Origin of the sequence: Streptomyces sp. MP131-18, assembly GCF_001984575.1 — a bacterium.
GTDB classification, from domain to species: Bacteria; Actinomycetota; Actinomycetes; order Streptomycetales; family Streptomycetaceae; genus Streptomyces; species Streptomyces johnsoniae.
Genome location: NZ_LZNS01000001.1, coordinates 7613411 through 7635596 on the forward strand (window position 1 = coordinate 7613411; position 22186 = coordinate 7635596).

General features: G+C 70.3%; 19 protein-coding genes and 2 pseudogenes. 5 read left to right on the forward strand and 16 right to left on the reverse strand.

What is annotated here, in order from left to right; all coding sequences use genetic code 11:
• The 6 genes from STBA_RS33800 to rhaI are packed head-to-tail and all read right to left on the reverse strand — an operon-like array spanning window position 1 to window position 7616.
• On the reverse strand, window positions 1-636 hold the full coding sequence (locus tag STBA_RS33800; RefSeq protein WP_077062809.1) for an LUD domain-containing protein: 636 nt from the start codon (window positions 634-636) through the stop codon (window positions 1-3).
• Window positions 633-2105: a lactate utilization protein B gene (locus tag STBA_RS33805; RefSeq protein WP_077062810.1), complete on the reverse strand. Its 1473-nt coding sequence runs from the start codon at window positions 2103-2105 to the stop codon at window positions 633-635. The genes STBA_RS33800 and STBA_RS33805 overlap by 4 nt, the downstream gene beginning before the upstream one ends.
• Window positions 2102-2854 (reverse strand): (Fe-S)-binding protein, encoded by a 753-nt coding sequence (locus tag STBA_RS33810; protein ID WP_077062811.1) that lies wholly within the window; start codon window positions 2852-2854, stop codon window positions 2102-2104. Before STBA_RS33810 ends, STBA_RS33805 begins: the two co-directional genes overlap by 4 nt.
• A 4-nt stretch (window positions 2855-2858) precedes the next feature.
• Window positions 2859-4394 (reverse strand): rhamnulokinase family protein, encoded by a 1536-nt coding sequence (locus tag STBA_RS33815; RefSeq protein WP_077063797.1) that lies wholly within the window; start codon window positions 4392-4394, stop codon window positions 2859-2861.
• An 11-nt stretch (window positions 4395-4405) separates the two neighbouring features.
• Window positions 4406-6451, reverse strand: a complete 2046-nt coding sequence (locus tag STBA_RS33820) for a bifunctional rhamnulose-1-phosphate aldolase/short-chain dehydrogenase (RefSeq protein WP_077062812.1) — start codon at window positions 6449-6451, stop codon at window positions 4406-4408.
• A 4-nt stretch (window positions 6452-6455) separates the two neighbouring features.
• Window positions 6456-7616 carry an L-rhamnose isomerase gene (rhaI, locus tag STBA_RS33825; protein ID WP_077062813.1) on the reverse strand — a complete coding sequence of 387 codons (1161 nt, stop codon included), beginning with the start codon at window positions 7614-7616 and terminating at the stop codon, window positions 6456-6458.
• 238 nt (window positions 7617-7854) lie between these two features.
• Between rhaI and STBA_RS33830 the strand changes: the two genes are divergently transcribed.
• The 4 genes from STBA_RS33830 to STBA_RS39160 all read left to right on the forward strand — a co-directional run bounded on the left by STBA_RS33830 (window position 7855) and on the right by STBA_RS39160 (window position 10095).
• The gene (locus STBA_RS33830; protein WP_077062814.1) at window positions 7855-8175 is read left to right on the forward strand and encodes an L-rhamnose mutarotase; all 321 of its coding nucleotides are present in this window, start codon (window positions 7855-7857) and stop codon (window positions 8173-8175) included.
• Window positions 8176-8263: 88 nt separating this feature from the next.
• Window positions 8264-9286 carry a LacI family DNA-binding transcriptional regulator gene (locus STBA_RS33835; protein WP_077062815.1) on the forward strand — a complete coding sequence of 341 codons (1023 nt, stop codon included), beginning with the start codon at window positions 8264-8266 and terminating at the stop codon, window positions 9284-9286.
• A gap of 26 nt (window positions 9287-9312) precedes the next feature.
• Window positions 9313-9735 (forward strand): secondary thiamine-phosphate synthase enzyme YjbQ, encoded by a 423-nt coding sequence (locus STBA_RS33840; protein ID WP_077062816.1) that lies wholly within the window; start codon window positions 9313-9315, stop codon window positions 9733-9735.
• Between the two features lie 198 nt (window positions 9736-9933).
• A complete protein-coding gene (locus STBA_RS39160; RefSeq protein WP_253195178.1) occupies window positions 9934-10095 on the forward strand; it encodes a hypothetical protein in 162 nt (53 codons plus the stop codon).
• On the opposite strand, the pseudogene STBA_RS39585 reads toward STBA_RS39160, so the two are convergent.
• The 7 genes and pseudogenes from STBA_RS39585 to STBA_RS33870 all read right to left on the reverse strand — a co-directional run.
• Window positions 10038-10499 (reverse strand): annotated as a pseudogene (locus tag STBA_RS39585) (cellulase family glycosylhydrolase); the annotation flags it as partial. The gene STBA_RS39160 and the pseudogene STBA_RS39585 sit on opposite strands and share 58 nt — an antisense overlap.
• A 436-nt stretch (window positions 10500-10935) precedes the next feature.
• The gene (locus STBA_RS38485) at window positions 10936-12246 is read right to left on the reverse strand and encodes an RICIN domain-containing protein (RefSeq protein WP_216356001.1); all 1311 of its coding nucleotides are present in this window, start codon (window positions 12244-12246) and stop codon (window positions 10936-10938) included.
• Between the two features lie 69 nt (window positions 12247-12315).
• Window positions 12316-12738, reverse strand: coding sequence for a hypothetical protein (locus tag STBA_RS37475; protein ID WP_143659604.1), 423 nt, complete (start codon window positions 12736-12738; stop codon window positions 12316-12318).
• 681 nt (window positions 12739-13419) lie between these two features.
• Window positions 13420-14292, reverse strand: coding sequence for a carbohydrate ABC transporter permease (locus tag STBA_RS33855; protein WP_077062817.1), 873 nt, complete (start codon window positions 14290-14292; stop codon window positions 13420-13422).
• Window positions 14289-15239: a sugar ABC transporter permease gene (locus tag STBA_RS33860; protein ID WP_079252301.1), complete on the reverse strand. Its 951-nt coding sequence runs from the start codon at window positions 15237-15239 to the stop codon at window positions 14289-14291. Before STBA_RS33860 ends, STBA_RS33855 begins: the two co-directional genes overlap by 4 nt.
• Complete coding sequence (locus tag STBA_RS33865; RefSeq protein WP_077062818.1) at window positions 15236-16570, reverse strand: extracellular solute-binding protein; 1335 nt, start codon at window positions 16568-16570, stop codon at window positions 15236-15238. Before STBA_RS33865 ends, STBA_RS33860 begins: the two co-directional genes overlap by 4 nt.
• Window positions 16563-16979 (reverse strand): beta-galactosidase, encoded by a 417-nt coding sequence (locus STBA_RS33870; protein ID WP_077062819.1) that lies wholly within the window; start codon window positions 16977-16979, stop codon window positions 16563-16565. The genes STBA_RS33865 and STBA_RS33870 overlap by 8 nt, the downstream gene beginning before the upstream one ends.
• A gap of 132 nt (window positions 16980-17111) precedes the next feature.
• Between STBA_RS33870 and STBA_RS33875 the strand changes: the two are divergent.
• Window positions 17112-17492: pseudogene (locus STBA_RS33875) on the forward strand (GntR family transcriptional regulator); the annotation flags it as partial.
• A 32-nt stretch (window positions 17493-17524) separates the two neighbouring features.
• Here STBA_RS33875 and STBA_RS38170 read toward each other — a convergent pair.
• The 3 genes from STBA_RS38170 to STBA_RS33890 form a co-directional block, all read right to left on the reverse strand.
• Entirely contained in the window at window positions 17525-17734 is a 210-nt protein-coding gene (locus STBA_RS38170; protein ID WP_171987845.1) for a transposase, read from the reverse strand.
• A gap of 215 nt (window positions 17735-17949) precedes the next feature.
• The gene (locus STBA_RS36905) at window positions 17950-19239 is read right to left on the reverse strand and encodes an RICIN domain-containing protein (protein ID WP_077062820.1); all 1290 of its coding nucleotides are present in this window, start codon (window positions 19237-19239) and stop codon (window positions 17950-17952) included.
• 293 nt (window positions 19240-19532) lie between these two features.
• Window positions 19533-21851, reverse strand: coding sequence for an RICIN domain-containing protein (locus tag STBA_RS33890; protein WP_079252305.1), 2319 nt, complete (start codon window positions 21849-21851; stop codon window positions 19533-19535).
• Between the last annotated feature and the right edge of the window lie 335 nt (window positions 21852-22186).

The window sequence follows — 22186 nt, forward strand, 5'->3', positions numbered from 1 at the left end:
TCAGCCGCGGAGCAGAACCACCTCCAGCGTACGCGGGCCGTGCACGCCCTCAACCCGGCTCAACTCGATGTCGCTCGTCGCCGAAGGGCCGGAGATCCAGGTCAGCGGGCGCGCCGGGGCCAGGCGCGGCAGCGCCTGCGGCACGGAGTCGACGACCTGCTCGGGCACGCGCACCACGCAGATGTGGTGGTCCGGCACCAGGGTGATGCGGCGACGGCCCTGGTCGGGGGAGCCGTCCAGCACGATCGTGCCGGTTTCCGCGATGGCCAGGGCGCAGCCGGTGACGACACTGTCCACGGCGTCGAGCTCCCGCGCGGTGGTCTCCGCGGCGTCCGCGACGCGCGCCGCGTCCGCCGCGGCCAGCCACTCGGGCGGCAGCCCCGGCGGCACCACCACCGTCTGCGCGCCGCGCGCCGCGAGCAGGTCCGCGACGAGGCCGGGCAGCCCGGCGGCGTCCGTGCGGTGCACGAGCGCGCGGTAGTCGGCCAGGTGCTCCGCCAGCATCTCGGTCGCGTCGGCGGGCGCGTGGGTGCTCAGGTAGTCGCGCGGGACGTGCACGTCGGCGGGCTCCTCCGTCAGGGGAACGTCCGCCAGGGCCCGCCTGATCCGGCCAAGGACGAGGTCACGGCTGCTCATCGGTCCTCCCGCCCGCCGGTGCGGCGCCACCAGTCGCGGAACGACTCGGCCGGCACCGCCGGCACCTCCCGCGTGTCCGTCCAGGCCCGCCCCGGGCCCGGCAGGCGCCCCGGGTGGAGGCGGCGCGTGCGGGCGGCGACCCGCTGCCCGGCACGCAGCACGCCCGGCCGGTCGAGCGCCCAGCGGGCGGCCCGCATCGCCGCCCGTTCCGCCGCGTGCCCCTTGGCCGGTTTCAGCCGGGTCCGCTGCCCGCGCACCGTGGCGGGGCCGCCCTGCACCACCCGCTCCCGCAGGTGCACCAGCACCTCGGGGATGTCGATCGCCACCGGGCATACCTCGTAGCAGGCGCCGCACAGCGACGAGGCGTACGGCAGCGAGGCGTCCACCTCGCTCGTCGTCCCCCGCAGCTGCGGCGTCAGGATCGCCCCGATCGGCCCCGGGTACGCCGAGCCGTAGGCGTGGCCGCCGGCCCGCTCGTACACCGGGCACACGTTCAGGCAGGCCGAGCAGCGGATGCAGCGCAGGGCCTGCCGGCCCACGGTGTCGGCCAGCGCATCGGTGCGCCCGTTGTCCAGCAGCACCAGGTGGAACGCGCGCGGCCCGTCGGAGTCGGTGGTGCCCGTCCAGGTGGAGGTGTAGGGGTTCATCCGCTCCGCGGTCGAGGAACGCGGCAGCAGCTGGAGGTAGACCTCCAGGTCCCGCCACGTCGGCACCACCTTCTCGATGCCGACCACCGAGATCAGCGTCTCGGGCAGCGTCACGCACATCCGGCCGTTGCCCTCGGATTCGACCACCACCAGGGTGCCGGTCTCGGCCACCAGGAAGTTCGCCCCCGAGATGCCGACCTTCGCCCGCAGGAACTTCTCCCGCAGGTGCAGCCGTGCCGCCTCCGCCAGCTCGCCCGGCCGGTCGCTCAGCCCGACGGGCGCCGGGCGGCCCCAGTCCGCCATCCGCTCCGTGAAGATCTCGCGGATCTCCTGGCGGTTGCGGTGGATCGCCGGCACCAGGATGTGCGACGGCAGGTCGTCGCCCAGCTGAACGATCAGCTCCGCCAGGTCCGTCTCATAGGCCCGCACCCCGGCCCCGGCGAGCGCCGCGTTCAGCCCGATCTCCTGGGTGGCCATCGACTTGACCTTGACGACCTCCCGCTCCCCGGTCTCCCGCACCAGGCGCGTCACGATGCGGTTGGCCTCCCGCGCGTCCGCCGCCCAGTGCACCGTGCCGCCCGCGGCCGTCACCGCCTCCTCGGCCTGTGTCAGGTAGTGGTCCAGATGCCGCAGCGTGCGGTCCTTCACCGCGGCGCCCGCCGCCCGCAGCGCCGCCCAGTCCGTCAGCTCGCCCACCGCCGCCGCCCGCTTGTCGCGGATCGTGTGCGTGGCGTGGGTGAGGTTCGCGCGCAACCGCCCGTTCGCCGTGGCCGTGGCCGCGGCCTCGGGGAACGCGGGCATGCCCAGATAGGTGCCGCTCACCACTGCTCCTTATCCGTACTGGCCAGAATCTCCGCGAGGTGCACCGGGCGCACCGGCGAGCCCAGCCGGGCCAGGGTGCCCCCGATGTGCAGCTGGCAGGAATTGTCCACGGTGCACACGGCCTGCGCCCCCGTGCCCATGATGTGCCGCGCCTTGTCGGCGCCCATGGCCGCGGAGACCGCCGCGTTCTTCACCGAGAACGTGCCGCCGAAGCCGCAGCACTCCTGCGCGCCGGGCAGCTCAACCAGGTCAAGGCCCGCCACCGCGTCGAGCAGCCGCTTCGGCTTCGTGCCCAGGCCGAGCATCCGCAGCCCGTGGCAGGTGGGGTGATAGGTGACCCGGTGCGGGTAGTAGGCCCCGACGTCCGTCACCCCCAGCACGTCGACCAGGAACTCCGTCAGCTCCAGCGTCCGCGGCACCACCGCCTCCGCCGCCCGCGTCAGCTCCTCGCCCCTGCCCTCCGCCGCCGCCTTCGCGCCGATCCGCGGATAGTTGTCCCGCACCATCGCCGCGCACGAACCCGAAGGCGTCACGACGTAGTCGAAGCCCGCGAAGGCCGCCGCGAACCGCCGCACCAGCGGCTCGGTCTCCCACCGGTACCCGGTGTTGAACTGCGGCTGCCCGCAGCACGACTGCGCCTCGGGGAACTCCGCCTCCACGCCGAGCCGCCGCAGCAGCGACACCACCGCCCGGCCCGTGCGCGGGTACAACGTGTCGTTGATACACGTGACGAACAGCGCGACCCGCATCCCTTTAGTCCCTTCCGCCGCCGGCCAGCCGGGCGGCCGCCCGTTCCCACGCGCGTGTGCCGCCCGAGGGCTCATGGTGCCGCAACGCCTGCGTGCCGCGCAGCAGGCCGCGCAGTTCCGGCAGCCCGCCCTGCACGCCGCCCGCCGCCCTGGCCTGCACCAGCAGATTCCCCAGAGCCGCGGCCTCCGCCGGGCCCGCCACCACCGGCAGCCCGCAGGCGTCCGCGGTCAGCCGGCACAGCAACTCGTTGTGCGCGCCGCCGCCGACGATGTGCACCACGTCGACCTCGCGGCCCGAAAGGCGCTGGGCGTCGGCCACCGCCGCCCGGTGCGCGAGCGCCAGCGAATCCAGCACGCACCGCACCGTCTCCGCCTCGTTCCGCGGCTCGGGCTGTCCGGTGCGGCGGCAGGCCGCCGAGATCCGCTCCGGCATCCCGCCCGGCGGGATGAACTCCGGGTCGCCCGCGTCCACGACGGAACGCAGCGGCGGCGCCTGCGCCGCGCGCGCGAGCAGCGGCCGGAGCTCCTGCGGCGAGCCCGCCGCCGCCCACTCGCGCAAGCACTCCTGGAGCAGCCAGAGCCCCATGATGTTGCGCAGATAGCGCACCGTGCCGTCCACGCCCAGCTCGTTCGTGAAGTTGGCGCGGCGGCTCTCCTCGCTCAGCACCGGCGCCTCCAGCTCCACCCCGGCGAGCGACCACGTGCCCGTGGCGATGTACGCGAACCGTTCACCCGCCGCGGGCACCCCCGCCACCGCGGAGGCGGTGTCGTGCGAGCCGACGGCCGTCACCGGAACCGGGCCCGTGAGCCCCGTCTCCGCCAGCACGCCGGGCAGCAGCCGCCCCGCCGGGTCGCCCGGCCGCCGCAGCGGCGCGAAAAGACCCAGGTCAACCTCGGCCGCGCGGGCCACCTCCCGCGACCAGTCGCCCGTGCGCGGATCGATCAGCTGGGTCGTCGAGGCATTGGTCAGCTCCGTGCCCGCCTGGCCCGTCAGCCAGTACGCGATCAGGTCGGGAATCAGCAGCAGCCGCCGGGCGGCCGCCAGTTGCGGATCGTCCCGCGCCGCCGTCAGCTGGTACACGGTGTTGAACGGCAGGTGCTGGATGCCGGTCTCCGCGTACAGGCCGGCCGGCGACAGGCGCGCCCCGAGCCGTTCCGCCATGCCCTCGGTGCGGCCGTCCCGGTAGTGCACCGGATTGCCGAGCAGCGCGCCCGACGCGTCCAGCAGGCCGTAGTCCACCGCCCACGAGTCGATCCCGACCCCCGCCAGCCGCCCGCCGGTCTCCCGGCCGGCCGCCCGCAGCCCGGTCAGCACCCCGCGGTACAGCGCCAGGATGTCCCAGTACAGCGTGCCGCCGACCCGCACCGGCTCATTGGGGAACCGGTGCACCTCGCGCAGCGACAGCTCACCGCCGCCCGCGAAGCCCAGCATCACCCGCCCGCTCGACGCGCCGAGATCCACCGCGGCGAACGGGCGGCCGCCCCCGCCGGCCTCGGCGGGCGGGGGCACCTCGTTCCTGTCGTCGGTCACGTCTCCCATGCCGCCCACGGTCAGCGCAGGAACGCGGCGGCCACCCCGGCGTCCACCGGAATGTGCAGGCCCGTGGTGTGGGAGAGGTTGCCACCGGTCAGCGCGAAGACCGCATTGGCCACGTGCTCGGGCAGCACCTCACGCTTCAGGAGCGTCCGCTGCGCGTAGAACTCGCCCAGCTTCTCCTCCGGCACCCCGTAGACGGCGGCGCGCTTCGCGCCCCAGCCGCCGGCGAAAATGCCGGAGCCGCGCACCACGCCGTCCGGGTTCACGCCGTTGACCCGGATGCCGTGCTCGCCCAGCTCGGCCGCGAGCAGCCGCACCTGGTGCGCCTGGTCGGCCTTCGTCGCGCCGTAGGCGATGTTGTTCGGCCCGGCGAAGACGCCGTTCTTCGACGAGATGTAGACGATGTCGCCGCCCAGGCCCTGTTCGATCATCACCCGGGCCGCCTCCCGCGACACCAGGAACGAGCCGCGGGCCATGATGTCGTGCTGGAGGTCCCAGTCGCGCACGGTCGTCTCAAGCAGCGGCTTGGACACGGAGATGCCCGCGTTGTTGACGACGAGGTCCACGCCGCCGAACGCGAGCACCGCCGCCCGGAACGCCTCCCGGATCTGCTCCTCCGAGGTGACGTCCACCGTGACCGCGACCGCCCGGTCCGAGCCGCCCAGCTCCGCCGCGACCTCCTCGGCGGCCTCGGCGTTCAGGTCCGCGACCACCACGCAGGCGCCCTCGGCCGCCAGCCGCGCCGCGGTCGCCCGCCCGATGCCCGAGCCCGCGCCGGTCACCAGCGCGACCCGCGTGGCCAGCGGCTTCGGTGCCGGCATCCGCCGCAGCTTCGCCTCCTCCAACTCCCAGTACTCGATGCGGAACTTCTCCGACTCCTGGATCGGGGCGTAGGAGGAGACGGCCTCGGCGCCGCGCATCACGTTGATCGCGTTCACGTAGAACTCGCCCGCGACCCGGGCCGTCTGCTTGTCCTTCCCGAAGGAGAACATGCCGATCCCGGGCACCAGCACGATCGCCGGGTCCGCGCCGCGCATCGGCGGCGACGCCTCGTCCGCATGCCGCTCGTAGTACGCCCGGTACTCCTCGCGGTACTCCTCGTGCAGCTCCTTCAGCCGCGCCACGGCCTGCTCCAGCGGCGCCCCGGCCGGCAGGTCGAGGACCAGCGGCCGCACCTTGGTGCGCAGGAAGTGGTCCGGGCACGACGTGCCGAGCCGCGCCAGCCGCGGGTGCTCCGCCCTGGCCAGGAAGTCCAGCACCTCATCCGTGTCGGTGAAGTGCCCCACCTGCGGCCGGTCGGCGCTCGCAATCGCCCGCACCACCGGCGCGAGCGCCGCCGCACGCTCCCGGCGCTCGGCCGCGGGCAGCGCCGCGTAGCCCTCGCGCACCGGACCGAACGGCTCGGCCCTGCCGCGCCGCTGGAGGAACTCCTCGGCCGTGCGGATGATGCGCAGCGAGTTCCGTTCGCACTCCTCGCTCGTCGCGCCCCACGCCGTGATGCCGTGGCCGCCCAGGACGCAGCCGATGGCCTGCGGGTGCGCACGCTGCACGGCGGCGATGTCCAGGCCCAGCTGGAACCCCGGCCTGCGCCACGGCACCCACACCACCTGTTCGCCGAAGCACTCCTTGGTCAGCGCCTCCCCGTCCGCGGCACAGGCCAGCGCGATGCCCGAGTCGGGGTGCAGATGGTCGACGTGGGGCGCGGCGACCAGGCCGTGCATCGCCGTGTCGATGGAGGGCGCCGCCCCGCCCTTGCCGTGCAGACAGTAGTCGAACGCGGCGACCATCTCGTCCTCGCGCGCCACGCCCGGGTAGACCTCGCGCAGCGCCCGCAGCCGGTCGAGGCGCAGCGCGGCCAGGCCGGCGGGCCGGAGCGTGCCCAGGTCGCCGCCGGAGCCCTTGACCCACATGAGCTCCACCTCGCCGCCGGTCACCGGATCGGTCGCGGTGCCCTTGGCGGAGGTGTTGCCCCCGGCGTAGTTCGTGTTGCGCGGGTCCGCGCCCAGCCGGTGCGACCGGGCCAGCAGCTCGGTCACGGCCTCGTGTTCCTGTGTCGTCATCGGTTCAGGCTCCCCATCCGGCCTGTTGGCCGCCCTTGCGGTTCTCCGTGATCTGCTCGGCCCAGCCCGAGCGGTGGTAGGCCCCCACCGGGTCAGGGGCCAGGCCCGACTCCTCACGCAGCTCCGCGAGCAGCGGCCGCACGTCGGTGTTGAAGGCGTCCATCAGCACCGCGTTCGCGCCCAGCACGTCGCCCGCGGACTGCGCGGCGCCCAGCGCCTCGCGGTCGACGAGCAGCGCCTTGGCGGTGGCCTCCTGGACGTTCATCACGGAACGGATGATCGCCGGGATCTTGGGCTCGATGTTGTGGCACTGGTCGAGCATGAAGGCGACCCCGGGACCGAGCCCGCCGCCGCCGACGACCTCGCACATGATGCGGAACAGCTGGAACGGGTCGGCCGCGCCCACCATCAGGTCGTCGTCGGCGTAGAAGCGGGAGTTGAAGTCGAAGCCGCCGAGCTTCCCCTCGCGCAGCAGCAGCGCCACGATGAACTCGATGTTGGTGCCCGGCGCGTGGTGCCCGGTGTCCACCACGACCTCGGCCCTGTCACCGAGCTTGAGGCAGTGCGCGTACGCCGTGCCCCAGTCCGGCACGTCGGTGGTGTAGAAGGCGGGCTCGAAGAACTTGTACTCCAGCAGCAGCCGCTGCTCCTCGCCCAGCCGCTCGTACACCGCGGCCAGCGCCTCGGCCAGGCGGTCCTGGCGGGCCCGGATGTCGTCCTGGCCGGGGTAGTTGGTGCCGTCGGCGAACCACAGCTTCAGGTCGCGCGAGCCGGTGGCATCCATGATGTCCACGCACTCGAACAGGTGATCCAGCGCCTTGCGCCGCACGGCGGCGTCCGGGTGGCAGACGCTGCCGAGCCGGTACTCGTCCTCCTGGAACACGTTTGCGTTGATCGCGCCGAGGCGCAGCCCCCGCTCCTCGGCGTGGCGCGCGAGCGCGGCGTAGTCGTCGACCTTGTCCCAGGGGATGTGCAGCGCGACGACCGGGGCGACCCCGGTGTGCCGCTGCACCTGCGCCGCGTCGTCGATCTTCTCCCAGGGATCGCGGGGCACGCCCTCCTGGGCGAACACCTTGAAGCGGGTGCCGGAGTTTCCGTAGGCCCACGACGGGGTCTCTATGGACTGCGAGGACAGGGCCGCCTTGACGGCGGATGGGGCGGTCATGCGATCAGGGCTCCCAAGGTGCTCAGCGCCGCTATGAATCGTTTCACTACCAGGACGCTAAGAGCGCCCGTCACATGCTGTCAAGGGAGCGGACGACGGTCGTCGGGGTTCCTCGCGGGCTCGGGCGCCGATCCGGGCGCGGCCGGGCCTTTCGGATCTTGACGGCGCGCGCGGGGCGTGGCTAGCTTGCCCGCGGGCATATGAATCCTTTCAGAAGGCCATCAGAAGAGGTGAGGTCGTGCAGCGCGTCTGTTTTCTGCTGAAGGTCAGGGCGGACCGGATCGAGGAGTACCGGGCGCGGCACGCCGAGGTGTGGCCCGAGATGCAGCAGGCGCTGTCAGCGTCCGGCTGGCACAACTATTCGCTGTTCCTGCGGGAGGACGGCCTCCTCGTCGGCTACCTGGAGACCGACGACTTCGCCGCCGCACAGGAGGCCATGGCCGCCACCGACGTCAACGCGCGCTGGCAGGCCGAGATGAGCGGCTTCTTCGAATCCCTGGACGGCGCGCGCCCCGACGAGGCCATGCGCCCGCTCACCGAGGTCTTCCACCTCGCCTGAAGCACCGGGTGGGGCACGGCCGCCACCCGCCGGGTTGCATACCATGGCCCGGCGGTGAGAGCGCTCACGAGATGAACGGGGCACGGACATGGCGCACACGGTGGGGATCAAAGAAGTGGCCAGGCAGGCCGGGGTGTCGGTGGGAACCGTGTCCAACGTCATCAACCGCCCGCACATGGTCGCCGAGGAGACCCGGCAGCGGGTCCAGGAGGCCATCGCGGAACTCGGGTACGTCCGCAGCGAGTCCGCCAGGCAACTGCGCGCCGGCCAGAGCCGGATCATCGCCCTGCTCGTGCTCGACATGGGCAACCCGTTCTTCGTCGACGTCGCCTCCGGCGCAGAGCGCGTCGCCCGCGCCTCCAAACTGGGCGTGATGCTCTGCAACAGCGCGCAGAGCACGTCGGAGGAGAGCGACTACCTGTCCCTGTTCGCCGAACAGCGGGTCCGCGGCGTCCTGGTGACGCCCGCCGACATGTCGGGCCGCAACCTGGCCGACTTCCGGCGGCACGGCATCCCGTTCGTCTTCGTCGACCGGGTGCTGCCGAGCGCCGAGGGCTGCTCGGTCTCCGTGAACGACGTCCTCGGCGGCACGCTCGCCGTGCGCCACCTGCTGGAGCAGGGGCACACCTCGGTCGCCTACGTCAGCGGACCGATGTCGCTCAAGCAGTGCCAGGACCGCAAGGAGGGCGCGGTGGCCGCGCTCGCCGAGGCGGGCCTCGGCGAGGACGCGCTGCGCCACGTCGAGGCCGAACGGCTCGACGTGGCCTCCGGCCGCGACGCGGGCGCCCGCCTGCTCGGCATGCCCGCCCGCCCCTCCGCCGTGTTCTGCGCCAACGACCTGCTGGCCCTCGGTGTCCTCCAGGCCCTGTTCGCCGCGGGCGTCGGCGTACCGGACGAGGTGGCGCTCGTGGGCTATGACGACATCGAGTTCGCCGCGGCCGCCGCGGTGCCGCTCACCTCCGTCCGCCAGCCCGCGGTACGGATGGGACGGCAGGCGGCCGAACTGCTGCTGGAGGAAACGGGCGAGGACGCGGGACTCCACCGCCACCAGCGCATCGTCCTCGACCCCGAGCTGATCGTCCGCCAGTCCAGCCTCGCCGCACGGCGCTGAGCCTTCTCACCTCGTAGCGTGGTGCCATGAGCGACTCCTTCCGCACCACCGTCCTGCACATCACGACCGGCACCTCCGAGGCCGTCACGGACCTCACCCACGACTGCGAGTCGTTCCTCGCGGAGGCGGCGAGCGGGGCCGACGGCCTGTTCAACATCTTCGTCCCGCACGCCACCGCAGGCGTCGCGATCCTGGAGACGGGGGCCGGCAGCGACGACGACCTGCTGTCGGCCCTGCAGGACCTGCTCCCCGCGGACAACCGCTGGCGCCACCGCCACGGCGCCCCCGGCCACGGCCGCGACCACGTCCTCCCCGCGCTCGTCGCCCCCCACGCCACCCTCCCGGTGCTCGGCGGACGCCTGCAACTGGGCACCTGGCAGTCGATCTGCCTGATCGACACGAACGGTGACAATCCGGACCGCCAGGTGCGGCTGAGCTTCCTCGGCTGAGCCGGCTCCTCCTGGGTGCGACCGCCGATTCTCCCTACCCTGCTGGTGGAACGGGGAATGCTGTGCGCGGTGTGGACCTGGAGATGGTGGAGCGGCCCTTCGACGGCTGTGGGAGGTGTCTGTAGTGGTCGTAGTCCAGGTTCCCGGTCCGCTTGCCGCCGGGAACGGGCCAGTAGGTGCCGCCCATCTGGTTGTCGCATGACCTGGGCCATGGCGCGGATATGGCGCACGAAGTTGTCGGTGCTGTTCGCGTCGCCGCAGTTGAGGCCGGTGGACATCGGCGCGCCGAACTCGGTCACGATCGCGCGGGAGGCGCAGTTGCCCAGCCGCGTGTGGATGTGGCTGCGGAAGGCGTCGTAGGTCATCGGGCTGTAGAAGAAGGCGTAGTGGTGGAAGGACAGCAGCGTGGAGTCGAAGCGGCTGTCGTTGCAGATGTCGCGGAGATCCTGGCGATAGCCGGTGCCGCCGATGAGTACCCGGCCCGGCACTGCCGAGGTGCGGTGGCCGAGCCAGTTCGCCGCGACGTTGCGCCACTCCGCCGGCGTGTAGCCGTGCGGCTCGTTCATCGGCTCGAAGCAGACGTTGCCGTTCGAGCCGTAGGTGTGAGTCACGCTGGACCACATGGTGTTCCACGCGGCGAGGTCGGTGATTCTGCCGCCGGAGGCGACGCCGTCCTCCCAGTAGGCCAGGATGACCTTGAATCCGCGTTCGGTGGCGGCGTCGATGGCGCCGCGGTAGGCGTTCCACCAGGTCGTGTTGGCCACGGTGTGGGTGTTGATGGCAGCCGGACGGTGTTGACGCCCATGCTGGCGGCCATGTCGTCGTAGAGGGCGTTGGCCTTGGCCCGCACTGTCGCGTTGCTGTCGGACTGGCTCAGGCCGTGCAGAACGAGCGGGCCGGTGCTGAAGTTGTCACCCGGCACCGCCCGGTTCATGCCCCGGAACTGGCTGGTGGCGGCACTGGCCGGTGACGACGCGAAGACGACAAAGCTTGCCGCTGCGGTGAACGCGGTCACGGCGAGGGCAATCAGCCTCCGGCGTAACGATCGTGTGCTCCGTGGCGGTGCTGGCGAACAACGATCGGACGCCGTGATCAGTCTCATGACGTGTCCCATCACTGGATCGAAGTTTCAGCGGCCCGTGGGCCGGTGCCGAGAGCCTGGGCGGGGACCGTCGCGGGAGCTCGACCCGCCGGTCGTGTTCAGACCTGGGTGCGGCTCCACTGCTGGTTGGTGCCGCCGCCGCAGGTGTACTGCTGGATGTCGGTGCCGTCGCCGGTGCCGGAGCTGACGACGTCGAGGCACTTGCCGCTGTGGCGAGCGACGATCCGGAAGTGGCTTCCGGTGGCCTGCCACTGCCATTGCTGGTTGGTGCCGCTGCCGCAGGTGTACTGGATGATGTTGGCCCCGTCGGCGGTGGAGCCGCTCGCCACGTCCAAACACTTACCGCTGTTCTGGTTGACGATGCGGAAGTAGCCGTCGCCGGTGTCCTGGAACACCCACTGCTGGTTGCCGCCGCCGTTCCAAGTCCACTGCTTGACCTCGGCGTTGTCCGCCGTGGAGGCCGACGTGACGTCCATCACCTTGCCGCTGTTGCGGTTGGTCAGGCGGTAGGCCGGTACCGAGCCGGGCACGTCGGCCACTGGCAGGATCGTGCCGTGGCGGCAACCCGGGCACGTGATCTGGCTCAGCCCCGACCAGGAGTCCAGGTCCGAGCTGGTCGCCGTCCAGATGCCGCCGTTGGTGTACTTGTCGACCCAAATGCGCCAGGAGCCATCGCTCATCCGCAACACGGCCGGTCCCTCGTAGCCCGAGCTCCACAACTGACCCCGGTTGGCCCACCCGCTGGTGAGGCTCGTGCTGGTCCAGTGCTCGATGTACTTGGACGTCTCGTTCTTGGTGAAGGCGTGGTAGGTGCTACCCGACTTCACTACATAGGTGTCGATGTAGTTGTAGCCGAGGCCGGCCATCTGCACCGGTCCGCTCCAGGAGGTCAGCGAACTGTTCTGGGCGGTGAAGACGTAGGGGCGGAAGCAGTTGGAACACGTCGTCTGGGAGATGCTCACGATGACTCGAACGGTGCCGTTCTCGACGTAGAACTCGGGTGCCCAGGTGAATCGCGTGTCGGCCACGCCGGAGTCGACGCTGGCCACGTGCGTCCAGTTGACCAGGTCGGGGCTGGAGGCGATGTTGAAGTGCGTCGAGTTCGTGGTCCACGACTGGACGGTGTGTGCGATGTAGTAGAGCCCGTTGTGCTGGATGACGCTGGGGTCGCGCAACGCGCCCGACGGGCCGCGGTAGTTGGTGTCCGCCAGCACGCTGAAGTTCGTGCCGTTGGCCGATGAGTAGACCCAGAGCTCCTGGTCGGCGGCGGCGTCCCCCTTGAACGTGGTGTAGACGTAGCCGGGGGCGGCTTGTGCGGGTGATGCGGCGGTCACGGCGGTGCCGGCGGCAGTGAGCACCATGAGGCTGAGTCTGGCCAGCCAGCGCCTGGCCTTGACGCATCTGATCATGGAAGACCTCCTGGTGGGGAAGTGGGGGCGAAAGTCGGCCTGGGACGAGGCGATCCTGTGTGGTTTCGGTCAATCTGTCGTGCGGCTGCGGCGAGCGCTGGAAATCGCACTGATCCAGGACCGCCGGGCGACATCAGGTGAGAAGGCGACGCGTCGTCCGTCGGGGGAGACGGCGTCGTCGACGGTGGTTGTCCTGCTGAGCCGTGTGGTTGTGACCAGCGCCTCCAGCGGAATGCGGCTCGCCGTGCCAGTGGTGTCCGGCAGGTGTTGTTGATCCGTTCGGTTGCGCCTGCCGAAGTCATTCGTCGCGGCATGGTCGCAGCAGCGATCGTGGTGGGCGCTGTGTTTGCTGCCCGCCCGGTTGACGCCCTCGAACTGGCCGGTGACCGCGATCGCCCGCGGTGCGATCGCGGAGAGCGGGCCGGCCCCATGCCGGGCCGACCGCCGCGCGGCGCGAACGGGGCGTCCGCGGCGGTGGGACGAAGAGTTCATCGTCGATCTCCTCGTAGGGGAGTACAGGGAGGGCGTTGGGCCCGTGGACAGGAGACGGGATGGTTCGATGACCCGGTCGTGTCCGAGGAGCGATAGTGGAGAATTGCGTGCGGCGCTGTTCACGGGTGGGGCAGGTAGGCAGCCAGTCGCGGCGCAGGGCACGGCAGTGGACGAGACTTGAGCGAAACCGCTCATGATTGTGCAAACATGGTGACAATCGTTGGTATTCTGTGACCTGTGTTGAAGGCTGTCAAGGGGCGGGTGCAATCCGCTTGTTGGGCCCCCTGTCCGCAGGAGCGCGCCACCGATAGCCGTTTGGTGCGGCACGCATCGAATTCGGATCGCTGAAGTGGGTAAGCGTCACTTTGCCGAGCCCGTGGGGCTGTACGATCTTCTGCTCTTTCGGCGGTGCATTTCCGCCTGTTGCGGTGCAAGGGGCTTCTGCGGACCTGCTGCTCAGGCCGGCAGCGGGCCGGCAAATGATCTTGTCTGGCGGCCGAAGGGCCCGCCAGACAAGATCAGGCGTGGCGAGTGCAGGCCGGAGCTTGGCGCGGGCTGGGGTTTCGGCTTCTCCGCCGGCTGGGCGACGGTCGGCGCCTGGTCCTCGACCTCGGCCGGGCCAGCGCGGTTCTTGACTCAGCCATGAGGGCGTGCATCTCCCGCTGTGCGGCCGGGCGGCTGTCAGCTCTTGACGGCGCCGGCCGTGAGCCCTTCGAGAAGCTGCCGACGCAGGAGGAAGAACACCAGGAGGCTCGGCACGGCCGCCAGCACCGCTGCGGCCAGCACCAGGTCGTACTGGCGGCCCGTAGCGCCGAACAGTGCCTGGATGCCGAGCGGCAGGGTGTAGTCCTCCGGGGCGCTGACCACGATCAGCGGCCAGAGCAGGCTGTTGTAGCTGGCGAGGAAGGACCACACGCCCAGCGCACCGAGCGCGGGCCGCAGCAGGGGCAGCGCTATCCGGCGGAAGAGGGCGAACTCGGTGCAGCCGTCGACGCGGCCGGCGTCCAGCAGGGCGTCGGGCACCGCCTGCTCGGTGTACTGCCGCATCATGAAGATACCGAACGCCGGCGCCACCCAGGGCACGACCAGCGCGAAGTACGGCGTAGTCAGGTGTGCCTTGGCGATCATGGTGAACAGCGGCACGACGATGACGGCGAACGGCACCGCAAGCGAGCTGAACATCAGATTGAACAGGAACCGCTTCCCCTTGAACCGGTACTTGGCGAAGGCGAACCCGGCCAGCGAGCACAGCGCCACGGACACCACCGTGGAGATCCCCGCCACCAGGGTGCTGGTCAGGAACCAACTCCAGAACGGCTGCCCGTCCAGCAGTCCGCGGAAGTTCTCCAGGGTCGCCGGCAGTGGCAGAGGCTGCGGCGGGTAGCTGAAGATATCGCTGCGCGCCTTGAAGGAGGAGGACAGCGCCCACAGCAGAGGCAGCGCGAAGACGACCAGCAGGCTGATCAGGAACGCGTAGAGCAGCACACGCCCGCGGGCGACCCGGCCGCGTCTCTCGTCGCGGGGCGCTTCGGTGTGGGCAGCAGTGACCGTCACTGCTCTCTCCCGACTTTCAGGGCCCGCATGGCGAGCAGGCCGAATATGAACACGACGAGGAAGAGGAGAACGCCGGCCGCCGCCGCGTAGCCGAGTTGCTGGCGCTGGAACCCGGCGCGGAAGATGAACATGGCCACCGAGAGGGTGGACTCGCCGGGCCCGCCCTGGGTGAGCAGGAACGGCTCCTCGAAGATCTGGGCCGTGCTGATCAGCACGGTGACGGCGACGAACGCTGTCACCGGGCGCAGCGAGGGCAGCGTGACTTCCCAGAACCGTCGCACCGGGCCGGCACCGTCGATCGCCGCCGCCTCGTACAGCTCCTTGGGGACGTTCTGCAGGCCGGCGAGGAAGAAGATGGTCAGGTAGCCCGTCCACCGCCACAGCACGAGGATCACGACGGTGACGCGGGCCCAGGCGGGATCACCGAGCCAATCGACGCCGCCGAAGCCGAAGGCGGCCTCCAGCAGCCCGTTGACCAGGCCGAACTCGTTGTCGAAGATCAGGCCGAAAACGAGGGCGACCACGATGGGGGAGATCACAACCGGCATGAAGTACGCCAGCCGGAACATGTCGCGGCCGCGCAGACCCCTGGCGTTGAGGGCCTGGGCGATCAGCAGCGCGGCAGGCACGACGACGCACATGGTGAAGACGACGTACAGCGAAGTGTTGCGGACCGAGGTCCAGAAGCTGCTGTCGGTCATGAGGTCCTGGTAGTTGCGCAGCCCCACCCAGCGCGGGGTGCCGAGGCCCGCCCACTCCGTGCAGCTGAGGTAAAGGCCGACGCCGATCGGGACGAGCAGGAAGAGCCCGTACAGCAGGTAGAAGGGGGAGATGAAGACGTACGGGGCGAGGGCGCGCTGGTGGCGCAGCCACCACGAGGGCGCCGCGGCGTCCACGGCGCGGCGGCCGGTCGGTGGTCTGGTGCGGGGCGTGGGCGGGGACGTCATCGTTTCACCTGCTGTCGATAGGCGCTCAGGCCGTCTTCGATCGCGGCGGCTGGCGAGGTGCGCCCCTTGAGCGCGTCGAGTACCGGGCCGCCGAGGACGTCCGTGAGGATCTGCATTCCGGCGTCCTGGTGGAACAGCGGCAGGTCGTCTGTGGCCCGGCGGTAGACGTCGAAGACCCGTTGGCCGAGGAACTCGTCCTCGATGCTGCGAAGTTCGGGGTCCTCATACAGCGAGCGCAGCGTGGGCAGGTAGCCGCCGGAGCGGTAGCGCAGGAGCTGGCCCTCACGGGTGAGGTACACCCGCCGCAGGAGCTCCAGGGCGGCAGTGGAACGGGCCTTGCCCTTCAGCACGGTGAAGGCGGTGCCACCCATGGTGGAGGCAATGTGCCCGCCGCCGGAGAAGCGGGGCAGCGTGCGCATCCGCCACCTGCCTGCCTGGTCGGGCACGTTGGCCTGCAGGCCGTATGCGTTGTACCAGTTGGGCATCGCGGTGGCGGCGAGGCGGCCCGACTTGAGCGCGGCGGCGCAGGCACTGCCGTACGGGTCCGGCAGGGCCAGCAGGAAGCCGCTGCTCACGCCGCGGGCCATGAAATCCAGCACCTCGACGGCCTCGGCGGACTGGAGCATGATCTCGCCGTGTTCGTCGAAGACGCCGCCGCCGCGCTGTAGCAGGAACTGCAGGAAGCCGTTGACGATTGAGCCGTTGTCCCCGGTGGCGACCATGCCGAGGCTGATCCGGCTGTCGACGTTCAGCCGTTCGCCGTGCTCGGCCAGCTCCTCCCACGTCTCGATGTCCTCGGGGACGCCGTGCTCCTCGAAGAGGTCCTGGCGGTAGTAGTAGACGGTGATCGAGTTGTCCGAGTCCAGGCCATAGGGAACGCCATCGACCGTGTATGGCGCGAGCTTGAGGAGGTCGTCCCCGAAGGGCTCCACGGTTTCGGTCAGGTCGGTGAACAGATGCTCCGCGATGCCCGGGACCATCACGCGCGGGAACTGGTCGATGACGATGCCCGCCAGGTCCGGGGTGTCGCCGTCGGCCACCGCCTGGGCGATCATGCGGGTGACGACATCGCTGGGGGCGGCGTTGGTGATGTCGACCCCGAAGTCGAAGCGCGAGCCACGCATCAGCGCCGTCTCGGCGACGGCGGTCTCGAAGGTGGTGATGTACCCGGGGTCGTGCGTCCACAGGCTGATGTCCACCGGGCCCGAGTCGACGGGCGTGGAACTCGCGGGGCCGCAGCCGGCGAGCGCGGGCGCGGCCAGCAGGCCGAGGCCCAAGCCGGTGCCGCCGCGCAGCAGAGCTCTGCGGCTGACAGAGCCGAGGTCAGCCATGGCGGGCCCCCCGTGGTGCGCCGAGCGCGCGGAGGCCGATGCGCCGCCCGGACCGGTCGTCCAACTCGTTCTCGACCTGTACGGCGATCACCGGGCCGCCGCCCCGGTGCCGCAGGCCGCGCAGCTCGTGGACCATGCGGGCCAAGTAGGGCCGTACCGGCGCCAGATACGCGGGGTTGTCCGGGCCCGGGAAACCTCCCGTGCCGGCTGGCCAGCCGGGGAGGCCGCCGTTGCGGCACCTCCCGTGTGACCAGAGCCCGAAGCGTGCGGTGACCACCAGGTCCAGCTCCTCGCAGCATCCGACGAACCGGCGGACGTCGAGGTCGCCGTCGGGGCGGAGGGTTCGTGGGTGCGCAGCGACAACATGACAGGTGCCTCCTGCATGGGGCGGCTCGTGGAGTGGGTTCATGGTTGGGGGCGGATCGCAGCACTGTCAATATGTATTCATATTTAATTTTCGGGCTACGATGCCCACACGGGCGCGCATCTCCGCGTGGCCGCGTCCGTTCCGCGCGCTCGAGCAGCAAGGGGGAAAGCCGACATGGCCTCCTGTACCGGCCGCGGCGTGCACGGGCAGGTGGTGCACGCACTCGGCGCTCGCATCGTGGGCGGCCGGTTGCCCGAGGGGGCGACACTGGATGTCCGGGCGGTCGGGGACGAGCTTGGCGTCAGCCTCACCGCCATGCGCGAGTCCCTGAAGGTCCTGGCCGGCAAGGGGCTCGTCGACGCCCGCCAGAAGCGGGGCGCCTTCGTCAGGCCGCGCGGCCACCGGAACCTTCTCGACCCCGACGTCATCCACTGGCACATGGAGGGCGGCGGTGAGAAGCTGATGCGAAACCTGGCCGACCTGCGCTCCATCGTCGAACCCGCCGCCGCGTACCGCGCCGCCCTGCACCGCACCGACTCCGCCCTCGACGCCATCGCACGGGATTTATTGTTTCGTGATCTCTCCTGTCATTCGGAGTGACGCGGAAGCGGTACGGATTGTGGGTGCCAGGGGCCGTGGCGTTCGGGCAGGTCGTGCCGGGTGATGCCGGTGCGGATCTTGTGCATCACGCTGTTGACGACCCGCCGGTCGTCCGTCCTGGGACGGCCGGTCCCCGCCGCCGGCAGCAGCGGGGCCAGCACCTCCCACTCCTGGTCGGCGAGTGCGTGTCGACGCACCTGATCATGATCTACCGGCCGAACGATCTCCGAAGACGGCCCCTTGGCCCGGTCCTGTCGCTCCTGTCGAAGCGGCTCGCGCCTCCCCCGGCCCCAGGGCCGGGGAAGCCGCCGGCCGAGCCCGGCAAGACCGAATTGCAGCTGAGTCCCCGGCCGCGCCGGCTATCGACGGTGCCCTGCTCTCGTCGCTCGAGCTGGGCCCCGGGCCGGTGGACTCAGACGCGTTGGCGCGTAAAGCGCTGGTTGGCGTTGCCGGTGTAGGTCCATTGGGAAATACGGGCTCCGTCAGTGGTGGAGTATTCCCAGACGTCCATGGCCAGGCCACTGGCCCGGTTGACCAGGCTGATAGTGCCGTCGCCGTGGTCGACGATCCTCCACTGCTGACCGGCGGCGCCGGTGTCGGGCTGCTGGGTGACGTCGGCGCCGCCTTCGTTGCTGGCAGCCTGGAGCACCAGGCCCGAGTGGCGGGCTCTGATGCGGATGTGGCCGTCGCCGGAGTCCAGGAACTCGAACTGCTGGTTGGGGCCGCTGCCGGCCGTCCACTGGATGAGTCTCGCCCCGGCCGCGGTGGATGCCTCGTTGATGTCGGCCGTCTTGCCGCTGTGCCGGGCGACCAGGCGGTAGTAGGCCGGGCCGCCCGATTCCCCGACGAACTCCCAGGTAGTGCCGCTGCTCTGGGCGTCGGAGGGGAGACGGTCACGTGCGGCCGTGTCGGCGTAGAGACCCCATCGCGCCCAGTCCAGGAAGGTGTTGACGGTCCGCCGGTCGCCGAAGTACGAGCTGTGGCCGACGCCGCGGAAGGTGAGGAACGCCTTGGGGGCCGGGATCTCGGAGTAGGCCTGGCGGGCAGAGGAGTATGCGGTGGTCTCGTCCCGGTCGCCGTGCATGAACAGGACCTTGGCGGAGACCGTGCTGCTCGGGTTCCCCATGTCCTCGCAGGACATCGGGATCGCGACCGTGATCCGGCTGTCGGGCCAGGCGGTCAGCAGACCGTGGGTGGTCATGCCCCCCAGGGAGTGGCCGGACACACCGAGGCCGGCTTGGGTGTTGATGTGGCCGGCCAGCGGTCCGCTGCCCTGGTTCAGCGCTACGGTCTGGGTGAGGATCTCGGAGACGTCCCGAGAGGTGTTGCCGTTGTAGATGTCGTCGAAGTTGTGCTGGAAGTGAGGGCTGGGGACGATGAAGCCCGCAGCAGCCAAGGGCCGGATCACCGCCTCCGAGTTCTGCGGGCTGCTGCCATAGCCGTGGGTATGCTCGCAGATGGGGAACACTCCGTCGGCGACGGGTGCGTTGGTGACGGGATTGCCGCCAGGGGTGCCGGTGGCCGGGTAGTAGACGTAGGTGGTGAGTCGACGGCTGCCGCGGGTCCAGTCGTACCGCCGCACGCCTACCGCGTACGGCTGGGTCGGGGCGGTGTCCGCGAGCGCCTGCCTGGTGCCGAGCAGGGACACGCCGGCGCCCGTCGCTGCGACGGCGCTCAGGGTCAGGAAGGTGCGTCGTTGCATACGATGACTCCTGGTGTGAGATGAGCGAATGGTCGGTCAGCTGATGCGGGGAGTCGGCGTCCGGGTCTTCGGCGCCCACGGACTGCCGGCAGCCGTTCCAGCTCCGTATGCGTCGCATCGGAAGGGTGAGGAGTCCTTTGCCGTTGACGCAGGTGCCGGTGGGAGACGATGTGGGTGCCGTCCCCGCCCTGTTCACCTTCACGTTCGTCGTTGATCCGGGAATCTCCAGGCCGACCGGGGCTGTCCGGCCGGCCTGGAGGTGTTGTTCTTTCCCGTGTGTCGGCGAGGTGCCGTCAGCGCACGTAGATATTGGGCTGCGGCGGGCGTGTCATTCCGGCCCCGAGGAAGTAGCTGGGGTGGGGCGGCTGGTTGTAGGCGGTGTTCTGCCAGGCCAGGGCGACGCGGTACTGGGCGTCGTGGGCCAGGGTGTGCAGTTTGGTGGTGGTGGGTGTGGACGTGGCGTAGATGCGCAGGGCGTTGTTGCCGGAGTGGCGCCAGATGACTTCCTCGCGCCAGTCGCCGAACAGGTCGCCGGACAGGACGGGGGTGGACTTGGTGCCGTTGCTGGAGGCGACGCCACTGCCGGTGAGCAGCCGGGTGTCGCCGCCGGTGCCGTACTTGTCGATCTGGGTGCCGTTCAGCAGTTCGCGCACCGGGTCGGCGTCCCACCAGGCGAGGAAGTTCGCCGAGGAGGGGTTGCGGCCGACGTTGCCGCCGGCGGAGTTGCGCAGGTTGCTCATGTTCGGGCCCGAACCCCAGAACTCCGCGCCGGGGTTGCCGGCGTAAATGTCACCGGCCACGCCGCGGCCGGGTCCTTCGGACCCGCTGGTCGGGGTGCGGTGGATGACCTGGCCGGTGCGGGCGTCGTGCAGGTCGGAGCCCGGCTGGCTGCCCGACTCGTGGATGGTGAAGACCTCGAGACCGGCGCGGGAGGGTACGAAGTCGCCCACGTGCAGCGCATCGCCGTGGCCGAAGCCGGTGCTGTACATCAGGCGGCCGTTGTCATCAATGGTCGCCGCGCCGTAGACGATCTCCTGCCGGCCGTCGGCGTCCACGTCCGCGATGGATAGCTGGTGGTTGCCCTGGCCGTAGGCGGCGCCGTTGCCCGAAGTGTTGGAGTCGAACGTCCAGCGCTTGGTCAGGGCGCCGTTGCGGAAGTCCCAGGCCGCGACGACGGCGCGGGTGTAGTAGCCGCGCGCCATGATCAGGGACGGGCGCTGGCCGTCGAGGTAGGCGGTGCCGGCCAGGAAACGGTCCACCCGGTTGCCGTAATTGTCGCCCCAGGAGGGAACGTTGCCGCGCGGCGGGTCGTAGTTGACGGTCGACATCGCGGCGCCCGTCAGCCCGCTGAACATGGTGAGGTACTCGGGCCCGGTCAGGATGTACCCACTGGAGTTGCGGTGGTCGGCGCCGGCATTGCCGATGACCGCGCCCTGTCCGTCGCGGGTGCCGTCGGCCGTCTTCATGGCCACCTCGGCACGGCCGTCGCCGTCGTAGTCGTACACCTGGAACTGCGTGTAGTGCGCCCCGGCGCGGATGTTGCGGCCCAGGTCGATACGCCACAGCCGCTGGCCGTTGAGCCGGTAGGCGTCGATGTAGACGTTGCCGGTGACGCCGGACTGGGCGTTGTCCTTGGCGTTGTCCGGGTCCCACTTCACGATCAACTCGTACTGGCCGTCGCCGTCCACATCACCCGGGCTGGCCTCGACCGGCGTGTAACCCGAACCGGGCGATGACAGCGGCACGTCCAGGTAGTTGCCGCCGGTGAAGCGCAACGAGGTCTCCGAAGCCGGCTGCTCCGTGCCGTTCACCACCGCGCGCACGGTGTACGAGGCATCCGAAGGGGCACCGCTGTCCAGGTAGTTGGTGGAGTCGGTGACCGGCGAGCCGTTCACCTTCGTGCCGTTGCGGTAAACGTTGAACGCCGTGTCGTAGCTCTCGGTGCCGAGCAGCCGCCAGGACACCAGATTGTTCGAGCCCGAACGCACCGAGACCAGGCCTCGGTTCAGATCCTCCATCTGCCGGGCATCACCGACCGGCGGATCGGGGTCCGGGTCGGTGCCGCCGTCGACCTTGACCAGCCGCCACTGCTGGTTCGGGCCATCGTTGTCGGTGTACTGGGAGATCCGGCCGCCATCCGCGGTGGACTGCTCCCACACCTCCAGCGCCTTGCCGCTGTTGCGGTTGATCAGCTGCACATACTGGCTGTCGATGTCGACGACGCTGAACTGCTGATTGACGGCGTTGTTGTCCGTCCACTGCATCACGTTCGCGCCGTTGGCCGTGGACCACCCCTCGACGTCCAGCACCTTGCCACTGTGCCGGGCCATGATCCGGTAGTACCCGTTGCCCGAATCGACGAACTGGAATTGCTGGTTGGCGGCGGTTCCTGGGGTCCACTGGATGACCCCGGCGCCGTTGGCGGTGGAGCGTTCGGAGATGTCGATGGCCTTACCGCTGTGGCGTGAGATGAGCTGGTAGTAAGCGGACGTGTCGATCACGGCGGCGCTGGCGCTGGAGGCGGGCAACGCGACCAGCGAGACGGCGGCCAGCAACGCCGCCAGCAGAAACGTGACCGGTCCGCAGGTTCTTCGCAGACTTCGGACGGACATGTGCGGCTCCTTCAGGTGGGCGGGTAAGGCTTGCGTGCTCCCCGACGAAAACGAGTGAATCGATTCACCTGCGACGTGCACGAGCGAGGGATCTTGTTTCGAACCTGGGGTGGGAGCGCTCCCGAGGTTAGAGGCGGGCCACCAGGAGCGGCAAGATGTGTGCACGGGGTGAATGTGGCAATCTGTTTGATCAAGTAGATTCCTGGTGCAGGGGCGCGGTTGGCCATCCCTGCATGCGCCCGATTCACACCCGTGCGTCGGCTGATCTCGACCTGGGAGTAACGGCGGTCGTTGCCTCGTCGGCGCTGTTTCCCCGCTGCTGCGAGACTCTGGAA

What these genes read in the sequence shown, in the direction of transcription:
- STBA_RS33800 (WP_077062809.1), bottom strand. Translation starts at nt 636, where the DNA reads ATGAGCAGCCGTGACCTCGTCCTTGGCCGGATCAGGCGGGCCCTGGCG.
- STBA_RS33810 (WP_077062811.1), bottom strand. Translation starts at nt 2,854, where the DNA reads ATGCGGGTCGCGCTGTTCGTCACGTGTATCAACGACACGTTGTACCCG.
- STBA_RS33815 (WP_077063797.1), bottom strand. Translation starts at nt 4,394, where the DNA reads ATGGGAGACGTGACCGACGACAGGAACGAGGTGCCCCCGCCCGCCGAG.
- STBA_RS33820 (WP_077062812.1), bottom strand. Translation starts at nt 6,451, where the DNA reads ATGACGACACAGGAACACGAGGCCGTGACCGAGCTGCTGGCCCGGTCG.
- rhaI (WP_077062813.1), bottom strand. Translation starts at nt 7,616, where the DNA reads ATGACCGCCCCATCCGCCGTCAAGGCGGCCCTGTCCTCGCAGTCCATA.
- STBA_RS33835 (WP_077062815.1), top strand. Translation starts at nt 8,264, where the DNA reads ATGGCGCACACGGTGGGGATCAAAGAAGTGGCCAGGCAGGCCGGGGTG.
- STBA_RS33840 (WP_077062816.1), top strand. Translation starts at nt 9,313, where the DNA reads ATGAGCGACTCCTTCCGCACCACCGTCCTGCACATCACGACCGGCACC.
- STBA_RS39160 (WP_253195178.1), top strand. Translation starts at nt 9,934, where the DNA reads ATGACCTGGGCCATGGCGCGGATATGGCGCACGAAGTTGTCGGTGCTG.
- STBA_RS38485 (WP_216356001.1), bottom strand. Translation starts at nt 12,246, where the DNA reads ATGATCAGATGCGTCAAGGCCAGGCGCTGGCTGGCCAGACTCAGCCTC.
- STBA_RS37475 (WP_143659604.1), bottom strand. Translation starts at nt 12,738, where the DNA reads ATGAACTCTTCGTCCCACCGCCGCGGACGCCCCGTTCGCGCCGCGCGG.
- STBA_RS33860 (WP_079252301.1), bottom strand. Translation starts at nt 15,239, where the DNA reads ATGACGTCCCCGCCCACGCCCCGCACCAGACCACCGACCGGCCGCCGC.
- STBA_RS33865 (WP_077062818.1), bottom strand. Translation starts at nt 16,570, where the DNA reads ATGGCTGACCTCGGCTCTGTCAGCCGCAGAGCTCTGCTGCGCGGCGGC.
- STBA_RS33870 (WP_077062819.1), bottom strand. Translation starts at nt 16,979, where the DNA reads ATGAACCCACTCCACGAGCCGCCCCATGCAGGAGGCACCTGTCATGTT.
- STBA_RS36905 (WP_077062820.1), bottom strand. Translation starts at nt 19,239, where the DNA reads ATGCAACGACGCACCTTCCTGACCCTGAGCGCCGTCGCAGCGACGGGC.
- STBA_RS33890 (WP_079252305.1), bottom strand. Translation starts at nt 21,851, where the DNA reads ATGTCCGTCCGAAGTCTGCGAAGAACCTGCGGACCGGTCACGTTTCTG.